This window comes from Vibrio sp. VP6 (assembly GCF_028823755.1).
Taxonomy (GTDB): domain Bacteria; phylum Pseudomonadota; class Gammaproteobacteria; order Enterobacterales; family Vibrionaceae; genus Vibrio; species Vibrio parahaemolyticus.
Genome location: NZ_JAPEID010000004.1, coordinates 132,490 through 146,033, shown reverse-complemented (window position 1 = coordinate 146,033; position 13,544 = coordinate 132,490). Strand labels below are relative to the sequence as shown.

Genomic DNA, 13,544 nt, shown 5'->3' with positions numbered 1-13,544 from the left:
GTGAGGTCAAATCGGCAAATATATTGTAAAAGTGGTGTGGCCAGGCCAGCTTTCAACGTCGATTTTTCCGTTGTGCTGGTCGATCAAATTTTGTGAGATGGACAACCCAAGTCCGGTGCCGCCTTCGCGCCCGCTGACCATGGGATAAAACAAGGTGTCCTGTAATTCTGGTGGAATGCCCGGCCCGTTATCAGTGATCTCGACGCGCGCCGCTAATTTGCAGCGTTTGCCATGAATGTTGGCTTGATGCACCGTTCTGGTGCGAATGGTGATGTTGCCGTGCTCTTGATGAGCAAGAATTTGTGCCGCGTTGCTGACGATGTTCAGCATCGCTTGTTCTATTTGATCCGCATCCATCAAAATCTCAGGCAAGCTCGGGTCGTAGTCGCGTTCGATGATGATCGAGTTTTGAGATTCTAACTCGACCAATTGGCGTACTTTCTCCAGAATTTGGTGCAGATTTTCTTGTGTCTTTTTGCCCGGTTTCTGTGGGCCAAGTAGGCGGTCGACTAATGCTCTTAGTCGATCGGCTTGTTCGATAATGATGTGGGTGTATTCGGTTAACGATGGATCGGGCAACATTTTTTCCAGCAGCTGCGCCGCACCGCGTAATCCGCCAAGTGGATTTTTGATCTCATGAGCTAAACCGCGCACGAGCAGTTTGGCGGCTTGTTGCTGTGCGTGTTGGTTGAGCTCTTGAGTGAGGCGTCGTTGTTGATCTATTTTGCGCATTTCAACCAACAGCATGAGCTGTCGTTGCCAAGTGATTGGACTTACCGTGACTTCCAGCATTAGCGGACGACCATCGACGACAAACGTCACGTCACTGTCGGTAATGCTTTGACCACTTTGCAATGGCTGAGTCAGTAAGGCCAAGTCCAACGATGCATGCTGAATCAGTTGAGAAAGCGATTGTTCGACAATGCGTTTGGCGCTTTGCGAAAACAACAGCTCAGCGGCTGGATTGGCATAGCGGATGGCCAATCCATCATCAAGAATCAGCGTTGCTGTGACCATGTTGTTGAGTATGGCACTAGGGAGACTGGTATCCACATTACGTCCTTGTTTGCGTTGAGATTGTGCAATGCACAATAATGGTGCAATAGAACGTTAAGTATGGCGAAGAAAGCTCAGAAGAAAAAGTAAAAAGCCTCATTGTGATGCGACTTTTTTACTCCGATTTTCTATTTTGCCCCTTTTACGGTCGGCTTAACGCTTGCTCTATGTAAATGCACCGTTATAGGGCTAGTAGATGCAATAAGCTTGCCGCTTCGTTTAGCATGAACCGCGATAGTATGTGTGCCGCGATCGATGTTGTTTAATTGCCAAGTGAGCTGCGTTTGAGGTGCGCCATAAGGTTTCCCATCGAAGAACAGTTGCAGTTGTTCACCAATGCCCAGCTTACGATTGGCTTCCAGCTGGATATTGATCAAGCCACGATTACTACGAATGGTTTCATTGTGTTGAGGTGTGAGCATCGCCAGCTGCAAAGGTTGAGGCTTATCCGTTTTCTTTTCTGGCTCTTCTTCTGGTTCGGGGGCTGCTTTGGCTTGTGGCGCAAGTGATTCCGTGCTCTCGACTTCTGGTGCTGGTGCACTGGCTTCAAGATTGGGCAATGCGATGGTCTTCGCACCTTGGTTTGGGGTGTCACTGAAGTGCACTACGCCGTTTTCGTCTACCCAAGTATAAGCGACCTGAGCCGAGGCTACAGAGGCCAGTAGCGTGCCGCTGAGTATACATAGCGATGGAATAAGCTGAACTTTCATGGCTCACCTTCTTTTGATCGATGATTTCACGTTTCAATGGCTTAGGCCTTTGACCTACAAGGTAAAAATAGCCCAAGCGTATTTTTATTATCCCCTCATGTTAAACGGCGAATCTTGACTGACGAATACAAAAAAGGCCCGCCTGCGAGGCGAGCCTAATATTTTGTTACTGTGTTTACATTTTACACAGTTTGAACCTTATACAGAGTAGTAAAGTTCGAACTCAAGTGGGTGAGTTGCCATGTTGATGCGCTCAACGTCTTTTGACTTAAGTGCGATGTAAGAATCGATAAAGTCGTCAGAGAATACGCCGCCCGCAGTTAAGAACTCACGGTCTTCGTTTAGTGCATTTAGAGCCACTTCTAGAGACTCAGCCACTTTAGGAATCTCAGCTGCTTCTTCTGCTGGTAGATCGTAAAGGTCTTTGTCCATCGCTTCGCCTGGGTGGATCTTGTTCTTGATACCGTCAAGACCAGCCATCAGTAGACAAGCAAACGCTAGGTATGGGTTTGCTGCTGGATCTGGGAAGCGAGCTTCGATACGACGTGCTTTCGGGCTTGGTACCACTGGGATACGGATAGAAGCTGAACGGTTACGTGCAGAGTAAGCAAGCATAACTGGTGCTTCAAATCCAGGTACAAGACGCTTGTACGAGTTTGTTGATGGGTTAGCAAACGCGTTGATTGCACGAGCGTGTTTGATGATACCGCCGATGTAGTAAAGCGCTGTTTCAGATAGACCGCCGTACTTGTCGCCAGCAAACAGGTTAACGCCGTCTTTTGCTAGAGATTGGTGAACGTGCATGCCAGAGCCGTTGTCGCCAACGAGTGGTTTAGGCATGAATGTCGCTGTTTTACCAAATGCGTGAGCAACGTTATGTACTACGTATTTGTAAATTTGGATTTCGTCAGCTTTCGTTGTTAGCGTATTAAAACGAGTTGCGATTTCGTTTTGACCCGCAGTCGCCACTTCGTGGTGGTGCGCTTCAACAACTAGGCCCATTTCTTCCATGATTAGACACATTGCAGAGCGGATGTCTTGAGAAGAGTCAACAGGAGCTACTGGGAAGTAACCGCCTTTAACGCCAGGACGGTGACCTTTGTTACCGCCTTCGATGTCGCTGCCTGTGTTCCATGCTGCTTCGATGTCGTCAATCTTGAAGAAGGAACCTGACATGTCGTTAGAGAACTTCACGTCATCGAATAGGAAGAATTCTGGCTCAGGACCAACAAGCACTGTATCTGCGATACCTGTTGAGCGCATGTAGTCTTCAGCGCGTTTTGCGATAGAGCGTGGGTCACGGTCGTAACCTTGCATTGTTGCAGGTTCTAGGATGTCACAACGGATGTTTAGCGTTGCATCTTCCGTGAATGGGTCAAGCACAGCTGAAGATGCGTCTGGCATCATTACCATGTCTGACTCGTTGATGCCTTTCCAGCCAGCAACTGATGAACCATCGAACATTTTACCTTCTTCGAAGAAGTCTGCATCGATTTGGTGAGCAGGAATCGAAATGTGCTGCTCTTTACCTTTTGTATCAGTGAAGCGTAGGTCAACAAACTTTACTTCGTTTTCTTGGATCAGCGATAGAACGTTTTCTACTGACATCTTGGATAACCTCCAGTGTTAATAAGCGGTAAAAGCTCGATTTATGAAATATTCATGAACCCGGCATTGATTAATCTTTTTGACTTTTCATTAATCGATGCTGTGTTTACTAAAGCCAAAACCGTGCCAAAAAAAATATTCCATTAATTTCAATGAATTGTGTTTTTAGATGCTAGTTTGGTGCAAATGCTTGCACCAAAATGATCTACGCTTGCACTAAAGTGGTGCGCATTAAGATTGTTGCACCACAATGTGACAGCAGCATTGCTTATTCAGCCCAGTTTTTGAGCAAGAGTCAATTTGTATTGTGCAACGATTAGAATAAAGTTGTGTTTTATCAATTCGTTCAGCGGAAGAAAGTGGGCATTAAGCGTAAAATTCACAGAAATGCTCGGGAGTAGATCACATATTTCTAGGCTTTTTGCTAAAATCTGGTACATTATGGCCGTTTTTTTAATCAGCAAATGTCACCAGAGAGCACCCGTTCTCAGCGTGGGGGCATTTCATCTATCTAAGTGAATCAATATCCATGGCTACTCCACAGATTGATAAATTAAGAAATATCGCGATTATCGCGCACGTTGACCACGGTAAAACAACGTTGGTTGACAAGCTGCTACAACAATCAGGCACGCTAGAGTCTCGCGGTGAAGCTGAAGAGCGAGTCATGGACTCGAACGACATCGAGAAAGAGCGCGGTATTACAATCCTTGCTAAAAACACAGCAATTAACTGGAACGATTACCGTATCAACATCGTAGATACTCCGGGACACGCGGACTTCGGTGGTGAAGTAGAACGTATCATGTCGATGGTAGACTCTGTACTACTTATCGTTGACGCGGTTGACGGCCCAATGCCACAAACGCGCTTCGTAACGCAAAAAGCATTTGCGCACGGTCTTAAGCCAATCGTTGTAATCAACAAGATTGACCGCCCAGGCGCTCGTCCTGATTGGGTTATGGACCAAGTGTTCGACCTATTCGACAACCTAGGTGCAACTGATGACCAGCTAGACTTTAAAGTGGTTTACGCATCAGCACTTAACGGTTGGGCTTCTCTAGAAGAAGGCGAAACTGGCGAGAACATGGAACCACTATTCCAAACTATCGTTGATGTTGTTGACGCACCAAATGTTGACCTTGATGGTCCACTACAGATGCAAGTTTCTCAGCTAGACTACAGCTCTTACGTTGGTGTTATCGGTGTTGCTCGTGTAACTCGTGGTAGCGTTAAAGCAAACCAACAAGTAACTATCATTGGTGCTGACGGTAAAACTCGTAACGGTAAAGTTGGCACAGTAATGGGCTACCTAGGCCTAGAGCGTCACGAAGTTGAGCAAGCTAACGCAGGTGATATCATTGCGATCACTGGTCTTGGCGAGCTAAAAATCTCTGACACTATCTGTGCACAAAACGCAGTAGAAGCACTACCTGCACTGTCTGTTGATGAACCAACAGTAACGATGACGTTCCAAGTAAACACGTCTCCATTCGCTGGTAAAGAAGGTAAGTTTGTAACTTCACGTAACATCCTTGAGCGTCTAGAGAAAGAACTGGTACACAACGTTGCACTACGCGTTGAGCAAACAGACGATCCAGACAAATTCCGCGTATCAGGCCGTGGTGAACTTCACCTATCTATCCTGATCGAAAACATGCGTCGTGAAGGCTTCGAGCTAGCAGTATCTCGTCCAGAAGTAATCATCAAAGAAGAAGATGGTCAGCTAATGGAACCGTTCGAAACCGTAACTATCGACGTTATGGAAGAGCACCAAGGCGGTATCATGGAGAACATCGGGCTACGTAAAGGTGAGCTAAAAGATATGGCTCCAGACGGCAAAGGCCGTGTACGTATGGACTTCATCATGCCATCTCGTGGTCTGATCGGTTTCCAAACGGAATTCATGACACTAACTTCTGGTTCTGGTCTTCTTTACCATACGTTCGATCATTACGGCCCTCACAAAGGCGGTAACATCGGTCAACGTGTTAACGGTGTACTTATCGCGAACGCAGCTGGTAAAGCACTAACGAACGCATTGTTCAACCTTCAAGAGCGTGGTCGTCTATTCATCGGTCACGGTGTAGAAGTTTACGAAGGCATGGTTATCGGTATTCACAGCCGCGACAATGACCTAACAGTAAACGCACTGAAAGGTAAGCAGCTAACCAACGTTCGTGCATCTGGTACAGATGACGCACAGGTTCTTACTCCGCCAATCGTTATGACTCTAGAACAAGCTCTAGAATTCATCGATGACGACGAACTAGTAGAAGTCACACCTGAAAGCATCCGTATCCGTAAGAAATTCCTAACGGAAAGCGACCGTAAGCGTGCTTCACGTTCAGCAAAATAATTTGCTGTAGCGGATTAGCTTAAATACAAGCCCCGAGTTAAGCTCGGGGCTTGTTGTTTTTAGGGAGATAACATGAAGCCGATTGTGATTACCGGTGGTCCAGGAGCGGGCAAAACAACGTTACTCAACGCGTTAGGCAAACAAGGCTACGCCACGTTTGCTGAAGGCTCACGCTCGTTGATAGAGCAGCAAAGTGCGTTGGACAATGGCATTTTGCCGTGGACCAATCTGCCTGAGTTTGCCAAATTGTGTCTTAACCTAATGAGTGAGCAAAAGCGTGAAGCGTTGAATACTAACGTGGCTTTTGTAGATCGCGCGATTCCAGATATTGTTGCTTATCTGCAAGTCGGTGGTTGTCACGTTGACCAAGCTTTCTTAACTGAAAGTGCTGGGTACCATAGTCAGGTGCTTACTTGTCGACCTGAAGCGTCCATTTACGTACAAGATGAAGTGCGTCCGCACAGCTTTGAAGAAGCGCTGAAAATCCATCAAACCCTAATCAATACTTATGTTGAGCTCGGATATCAAGTGGTGGAAGTGCCATGGGGCAGTGTCGAAGATCGCGTGGGCTTTGTTCGAAGAGTAATAGGCTTAGTCGGCGAGGTAGCAGACTAAAACCTCCTCGCGAGGAGGAGGCCTGAATGATTTACTTTTGATTAAGCTTTTGCAGGAACTTATCCGATTCAGCGATCGCTTCGTTCATTTGTTTGATGGCAAATTGAATGTCTTTCTCTAAGCTAGAGAACTCGCCTTGCAAAGAACCAATCGCACTCGCGTTGAGGTTGTGTTTTAGATACAGCGTGTTATCACGCAGTGTGTTCAGCACTGGCGTCATCTTTTTCTCTGCGCGCTTCATTGCGCTGAGCATGGTTTTGTAAGAGGCTTTGGTTTCACGCAGTTTTTGTTCGCTTGAGCGGCGCAGTTTCGCACTGGTGTACAAGTCTAACTCGCCTTGCCATTCTTCAAACAGGGCATCAGAGACATCTTCGATTGCAGCAATACGGTCACGCACATCTTGAGCGGCTTTTTCGCTGTCTTCGTATTTGTCATTGATGTTGTTGTAAACGCTTTCTAATTCACCACCGTCAAAATTGGTTAGTGCTGATAAGGCTTCAAGTGCGCTAGTGAATTCTTCTTGTGCTTCTTGTTGTGATTCTTTGGCATCTTCCACTCGGTCAACCATAATATCTCGTTTATGGTAGCCCACTTGCTCCATCGCAGAGTAATACGCAGATTGACACCCTGTTAAAGTGAAAATTGATAGTACAATTGCTAATAAATAAGGCATTCTTATGTCCTCGACGCTAATTATGGGATGAACTATGAACCAGTTATCAGAGAGTTACAAGGCGAGATTGAGCAATCTACTGCCAAGTTGCGTCGCGTTTTTTAAGTATCTTCTTAAGCGTTTGACGCATGATCGCGTTAATGTAAATGCTGGCTACCTTGCCTATATTACCTTGCTATCCATCGTGCCAATGTTAACGGTACTGTTATCAATATTGTCGAAGTTCCCTGTTTTCGCGAACGTTGGCGAAGTGCTGCAAGGCTACATCATCGAAAACTTTGTACCGGCATCTGGTGAGGCGGTGCACACTGCACTGCAAGAGTTTGTGGCGAACACTGGCAAAATGAGTGCCGTCGGTGGTGGCTTCTTGTTTATTGCTGCGCTGATGCTGATCTCCAACATCGATAAAAATCTAAACTACATCTGGCGAGTCAAAGATAAGCGCCGTTTGGTGTTCTCATTTTCGATGTATTGGATGGTATTAACGCTGGGGCCGATTTTAGTCGGCGCGAGTATTGCAGCAACGTCTTATGTCACGTCGTTACAAATCTTAGAAAATGAAACGCTGTCTGGCGCCTTCAATTTGTTCTTACGCTGGTTGCCGCTCTTGCTGTCATTTTTTGCATTTTTAGGTTTGTACATTTTGGTGCCAAACAAAAAAGTGCATTTAGCGCATGGTGCTGTAGGTATACTGTTTGAATTAAGTAAGAAAGGCTTTGCCCTCTATATCACTCAGTTCCCGTCTTACCAGCTGATTTACGGCGCTTTAGCCGCAATTCCTATCTTGTTTGTCTGGGTTTACTTGTGCTGGATGATCGTCTTGCTGGGGGCAGAAGTCACCGCAGCATTGGGTGAGCAAGAGCACTGGAGTGAAGATCTAGACATGATACACTCGTCGGCTGAATCTCAGTTAGCAAATGAAGGAAGCGAGAGTAGTGATAGCGCTAATTCAACGAGTCAGTGAAGCGGCCGTTCGTGTAGACGGTGAAGTGGTTGGGGAAATCAATACAGGTCTTCTTGTCCTACTTGGTGTTGAGAAGGACGACGATGAAGCCAAAGCAAAACGTTTGATGGAACGTGTGACCACCTACCGAGTCTTTGAAGACGACGAAGGAAAAATGAACCTCAACGTCAAACAAGTGAACGGTAAGGTTTTGGTGGTGTCTCAATTTACGTTACCGGCAGATACCAAGAAAGGCACACGTGCAGGCTTTTCTCGTGGTGCGCATCCAGCCGACGCTGAACGTCTGTATGACTACTTTTCTGACTTGTGTGAGCAGGAATTGCCAACCGAGCGTGGTCGCTTCGCGGCCGATATGAAAGTGTCATTAATTAATGACGGCCCAGTGACTTTTTGGCTACAGGTCTAATCTGGCGTGGATACACCCATGGTCTAAGCTATATACCCAAGTGATTTGATTTTACTTGGGTATTTTCTCCCCAAGATTCTTACTGATTTGCACTTTCAAAGGATTGATATGTTCAAACTCATAACTCCAACAACCGAAAATCAGCTTAACAAGTACTATCAATTTCGTTGGCAAATGCTTCGAGAGCCATGGCGCATGCCAGTAGGCTCTGAACGTGATGAATATGATGTGGTGAGCCATCACCGCATGATTGTGGATAGCCGTGGCCGTCCAATGGCGATCGGACGTTTGTACATTACTCCGGATAACGATGGCCAAATCCGCTATATGGCGGTGAAAGGCAATCGTCGCAGCAAAGGCATGGGCTCACTGGTGTTGGTCGCGTTGGAATCGCTTGCGCGCCAAGAAGGTGCGAAACGTTTGGTATGTAATGCCCGTGAAGATGCGATTGCGTTTTATGAAAAAAATGGTTTTGAACGTCGTGGAGAGTTGACCGATGAACGCGGTCCGGTCCGTCACCAACAAATGGTGAAGCCGCTTGATCCGATGGCGAATGTGTTACGTCGCCCAGAATGGTGCACGGAATTGCAGCAGCGCTGGGAAGCGCAGATCCCAATTGCGGACAAAATGGGCATCAAAATCAACCAATACACCGGTTATCAGTTCGAATGCAGTGCCCAGCTCAATCCGAATTTGAACCCGCACAATACGATGTTTGCTGGTTCGGCATTTACGTTGGCAACGCTGACGGGATGGGGAATGACGTGGTTACTGCTCAAAGAGCGCGGTTTGCATGGCGATATTGTTCTGGCAGACAGCTCGATTCGTTATCGTCATCCGGTGGAGCAAAATCCGGTGGCGAGTACCTCGCTTGATGGTATCAGTGGTGATTTGGATCGCTTGGCGTCAGGGCGCAAGGCGCGCATTATCATCCATGTGGTGATTTACAGCGGCGATACGCCTGCGGTTGATTTCGTTGGCACGTACATGCTGTTGCCCAACTATTCGCAGCTACTCAGTTGCTAGTTCTTCTTCGGCTACGACCTCGTTCGTAGCCGGCTCTAACTCTTCTGTTATCTCCTCAACCAGCTCTTCTTCCGGTTGCTCTAGATTCACCTCTGCAATGCCATGAAAGCTCGATTCCTCCGGCTGAGCATCGTTCGTTGGTACGTTCGGCGTTAAGTGGTCTGGCTGTTGTGGTGAGTCGCAGTCATTACGTGATATTTCACCATCGAGCAGATCGCCTATGATTATGCCGCAGTGATCCTTGAGCTGGAATGTCAAACCGCTGAGTGGGTTGTTGGCCATGTCAAATTCGCCGCTAATCTGACCGGAGATGACATTGCCGGAGATGGTTACAGGCTTGAGCGATACTGCGCCCCGCTGCGCGTGCACTCGAATCGGGGAAAACGTGATGCTCTTAAGCGACTTATCGGCTTGTGAGCGTAGTGTCGTTTCTCGTAGGTTTGCTTCCACTTGCCCCGTTAAGCTGTACGCCAACATGTTGTTGTCACCAGATAGACCTTGCAGGTCGAGATTGAGGTCAGAAAATCCATCTACCGCAAATACATCTGGCAGGTATGGGTGGAGCAGTTTGAGTGGAATGCCATCCGCACTCAAATTAAGCGCCCAAGGTTGGCTTGCCGTACTTAAATCGAGTTGACCAAAGCCTTCAATGTAGCCTTGTTCTAGTGGGGCAAACAGACGTGAGAGTTGCCATAACCCTTGCTCACTTTGTGTCGAAATCGCAGCATGAGAAGACAGAACTTGGTCGTAGCTCGCATTCACGACACTCGCGTCGAGACTGCCATGCCATACGCCCCAAAAACGGTGCTGGCGCTTTATTTTCCTTCGACGTTTAAGCCAGAGAGTTGCCAGAATGGTTCGTGCGCTAATTGGATTATCTGACTACGTTCAATATCAAGTTCTTGGATATCCACTTCTTGTAACGCGCTGGTGGCGGCCTTCCACCAATCCTTGTTGTCATCAGACTGGATAGCCCATTTCAATCCTTGAACAGAAGCCGTGTCGAGTTGCCAGTGCGTCGGTTTGAATTGACCAGAAACCTGTACGCGGCCTTGCTGCCAATCTAGGCTCAGTTCTTGGAGCTGGATATTCTCGGGCGTGAAAATGGCGTTCAAGCGTGGCTCTATTGCGGTTTGCTCTTGGAAACGAACACTGTCAGCTTGTAAAGACACTTTGGCAGTGGCATTCCATAGAGATGCAGGCAGTGAGGCATCTTCAACGGACAGTTCAAGGTTTTGCCAGTGCCATTCCCCCCATTCAATATCGGCGTTAAGCAAGTCGAGGCTATTAATGTGGTTAATGGTGAACGGCAATTCTTGCCACGGTTTAGAGAGTAAAGATTGTCGCTGTGCATTGGTGATTGCCAACTTATCAATCGTGACATTGACCAAAGACCAGCCTTGCGGATATTGCTCACCTTGCCCTGAGATTTGGCTATTGCGCCATTTAAAAGACGTGCCATAGAGGGTGCTGTTTTGGGCTTGATAATCCACATCAACCAGTACTTTTTGTATCGCCTCACCGTGCCAATACATTTGCTCTGCAGAAGCCTGAATAGCGCCGTAAGGCCATAATTGTTGAGCGTTTAGCCAAGTAGGATCTTGGATTTGGATACTCAATCCAGTTACGGAAAAGCGCGCATCCGCGTAATCAATATTTTTCAGCGCAATCTGGTGGAACTGGATCGACTCTAAGTTAGGCCGTGTCGGTATGCCTTTTTTTAGACTCACCCCATCGATCAGCAAGCTATCGATAATCCATTTCCCATCTCGTCGTATGTCAGGGTTCAGCCACACGTCGACTTGTTCAATATAAGGCAGTTGAGCGTCTTGGGAGCGAACGTTTTGCAGCGAAAGGTGGTAAGGGAAGTCGTAATGAACGCGCTCCGCTTGGATCGGTAAGCCAAGGTAGGGTGAAACCCATTGCCATGTAGAATTGGCGTATGAGGTGGTTAACAGCGCAATAATGGTCGCCGGAAAGGCAATCAATACCACCAGTAAGAGAATTAGAATTCGACGCGCTGTTTTCATCCCTGCCAGAACCTGTAAGTGAAGTGTCGGAAAACTGATGAGGTCAGTTATACAAATAACCCAGTTAGGCTTTAGCTTGTATCAATCTGGTGTGGGATTCAATAAAAAGCCCCTCAAAAGAGGGGCTTGAAGAGCATTTTTGTAACTAAGTCACTGTTGTCATCAAATCACAGGTCACTCAGTTTTGCTTCGGTATTAGTCCAGTTGAGGACCAGCCGCAACCAGTGCTTTACCTTCCGCGTTGTCTGTGTACTTATCAAAGTTATTGATAAAGCGCTCAGCCAAGTCTTTCGCTTTGCTTTCCCATTGTAGTGGGTCAACGTACGTGTCACGAGGGTCAAGGATGCTTGGATCCACACCTGGTAGTGACGTAGGTACTTCAAGGTTGAAGATTGGAATGTGCTTAGTTGGCGCATCTTCAATCGAGCCATCTAGGATCGCATCAATGATGCCGCGTGTATCTTGGATAGAGATACGTTTACCTGTGCCGTTCCAGCCGGTGTTCACTAGGTATGCTTCTGCACCTGCGGCTTCCATACGTTTTACCAGTACTTCTGCGTATTTAGTTGGGTGAAGCGTTAGGAACGCTGCGCCAAAACATGCAGAGAATGTTGGTGTTGGCTCAGTAATGCCTCGCTCTGTGCCAGCCAGTTTTGCAGTAAAGCCAGATAGGAAGTGGTATTTGGTTTGCTCTGGAGTCAACTTAGACACTGGCGGTAGCACGCCAAATGCGTCTGCCGATAGGAAGATCACTTTGTTTGCGTGACCGCCTTTTGATACTGGCTTAACGATGTTTTCGATGTGGTAGATAGGGTAAGAAACACGTGTGTTTTCTGTCTTAGAGCCGTCATCAAAATCGATAGAGCCGTCGCTACGAACCGTTACGTTTTCTAGCAGCGCATCGCGGCGGATCGCGTTGTAGATGTCTGGCTCCGCTTCTTTCGATAGCTTGATGGTTTTTGCGTAACAACCGCCTTCGAAGTTGAAGACACCATCGTCATCCCAGCCGTGCTCATCATCACCAATTAGAGCGCGTTTAGGGTCGGTAGAGAGTGTTGTTTTACCTGTACCAGATAGGCCGAAGAATACTGCTACGTCGCCGTCTTTGCCCATGTTGGCACTACAGTGCATCGAAGCGATGTCTTTCAGAGGAAGGAAGTAGTTCATCATCGCGAACATACCTTTCTTCATCTCGCCGCCGTACCAGGTACCACCGATCAGTTGTGTACGCTCAGTAAGGTTGAAGACCGTGAAGTTTTCAGAGTTCAGACCTTGCTCTTCCCATTTCGGGTTGGTGCATTTCGCGCCGTTCATTACTACGAAGTCAGGTTCAAACGTTGCAAGTTCTTCTTCGGTAGGACGAATGAACATGTTTTTTACGAAGTGTGCTTGCCATGCTACTTCTGTGATCACACGAATGCTCAAGCGAGTATCTGGGTTAGCACCACAGTAACCGTCAACGACAAATAGGCGTTTGCCAGACAACTGGTTAGTCACCAACTCTTTTAGGTCGTTCCACACTTCCTGAGTGATTGGTTTGTTGTCATTTTTTACGGTGTCAGAAGTCCACCACATGTGTTCTTCTGTCGTCGCATCTTTAACAATGTATTTATCTTTTGGTGAGCGACCAGTAAAGATGCCTGTATCAACAGCAACCGCACCTAATTCAGTAACCACACCGCGTTCGTAACCAGTTAGGTCAGCGCGCGTTTCTTCCTCAAACAGCAATTCGTAGCTTGGGTTGCGAACAACCTCTTTAACGTTATGCAGTCCGTGTTTGGTTAGATCAAGTGTTGCAGCCTTTGTATGTTCCATAACGGTCATAGGTGCTCCTTATAAGGATTTTTGTAGGGATTTTGTAAGAATGTTTTAATTTTTATCTGCTCACCATGCTAGCAACGGGGCGGGGAGAAAACAGGGAGATAGTTCAAAAATTGCCCATGATTTCACTAAGGTTTTAGGTAACCCGTCACATATTGGTGCGAATAGTTTATCGTGCGCGCAAACCTTTGCGCTAGGGCAAAACGATTATTAATTACTTAAAATTAAGCAGTTGTTTTATTACGTGGAAAGCCAGGTGTTACGGGGGGTAGATCA

Annotated in this window: 10 protein-coding genes and 1 pseudogene; 5 read left to right on the top strand and 6 right to left on the bottom strand. The window is 47.1% G+C overall.

Features of this window, described 5'->3' with window-relative positions; all coding sequences use genetic code 11:
• Positions 1-6: 6 nt before the first annotated feature.
• From glnL to glnA, 3 genes are all read right to left on the bottom strand, one after another.
• Complete coding sequence (gene glnL / locus OU793_RS04395; RefSeq protein WP_005456815.1) at positions 7-1,053, bottom strand: nitrogen regulation protein NR(II); 1,047 nt, start codon at positions 1,051-1,053, stop codon at positions 7-9.
• A 131-nt stretch (positions 1,054-1,184) separates the two neighbouring features.
• Complete coding sequence (locus OU793_RS04390) at positions 1,185-1,766, bottom strand: DUF4124 domain-containing protein (RefSeq protein WP_005456803.1); 582 nt, start codon at positions 1,764-1,766, stop codon at positions 1,185-1,187.
• Between the two features lie 198 nt (positions 1,767-1,964).
• On the bottom strand, positions 1,965-3,374 hold the full coding sequence (gene glnA / locus OU793_RS04385) for a glutamate--ammonia ligase (RefSeq protein WP_005456818.1): 1,410 nt from the start codon (positions 3,372-3,374) through the stop codon (positions 1,965-1,967).
• A 529-nt stretch (positions 3,375-3,903) separates the two neighbouring features.
• On the opposite strand from glnA, the gene typA reads away from it, so the two are divergent.
• Positions 3,904-5,733 (top strand): translational GTPase TypA, encoded by a 1,830-nt coding sequence (gene typA, locus OU793_RS04380; protein ID WP_005456840.1) that lies wholly within the window; start codon positions 3,904-3,906, stop codon positions 5,731-5,733.
• Between the two features lie 72 nt (positions 5,734-5,805).
• Positions 5,806-6,348 (top strand): AAA family ATPase, encoded by a 543-nt coding sequence (locus OU793_RS04375; RefSeq protein ID WP_023583838.1) that lies wholly within the window; start codon positions 5,806-5,808, stop codon positions 6,346-6,348.
• Positions 6,349-6,379: 31 nt separating this feature from the next.
• Here the strand turns inward: OU793_RS04375 and OU793_RS04370 are convergent, their stop codons facing one another.
• Complete coding sequence (locus OU793_RS04370) at positions 6,380-7,021, bottom strand: DUF2959 domain-containing protein (protein ID WP_005456820.1); 642 nt, start codon at positions 7,019-7,021, stop codon at positions 6,380-6,382.
• Between the two features lie 34 nt (positions 7,022-7,055).
• On the opposite strand from OU793_RS04370, the gene OU793_RS04365 reads away from it, so the two are divergent.
• The 3 genes from OU793_RS04365 (at position 7,056) to OU793_RS04355 (ending at position 9,417) form a co-directional block, all read left to right on the top strand.
• The gene (locus tag OU793_RS04365; RefSeq protein ID WP_274647729.1) at positions 7,056-7,985 is read left to right on the top strand and encodes a virulence factor BrkB family protein; all 930 of its coding nucleotides are present in this window, start codon (positions 7,056-7,058) and stop codon (positions 7,983-7,985) included.
• The gene (gene dtd / locus OU793_RS04360) at positions 7,957-8,391 is read left to right on the top strand and encodes a D-aminoacyl-tRNA deacylase (protein WP_005456795.1); all 435 of its coding nucleotides are present in this window, start codon (positions 7,957-7,959) and stop codon (positions 8,389-8,391) included. Before OU793_RS04365 ends, dtd begins: the two co-directional genes overlap by 29 nt.
• Positions 8,392-8,499: 108 nt before the next feature.
• A complete protein-coding gene (locus OU793_RS04355; RefSeq protein ID WP_140103059.1) occupies positions 8,500-9,417 on the top strand; it encodes a bifunctional GNAT family N-acetyltransferase/hotdog fold thioesterase in 918 nt (305 codons plus the stop codon).
• On the opposite strand, the pseudogene OU793_RS04350 reads toward OU793_RS04355, so the two are convergent.
• Both OU793_RS04350 and pckA read right to left on the bottom strand, forming a co-directional pair.
• A pseudogene (locus tag OU793_RS04350) lies at positions 9,403-11,447 on the bottom strand (AsmA family protein). The gene OU793_RS04355 and the pseudogene OU793_RS04350 overlap by 15 nt on opposite strands.
• Before the next feature lie 195 nt (positions 11,448-11,642).
• Positions 11,643-13,271, bottom strand: a complete 1,629-nt coding sequence (pckA, locus tag OU793_RS04345) for a phosphoenolpyruvate carboxykinase (ATP) (protein WP_005478630.1) — start codon at positions 13,269-13,271, stop codon at positions 11,643-11,645.
• Positions 13,272-13,544: the final 273 nt, after the last annotated feature.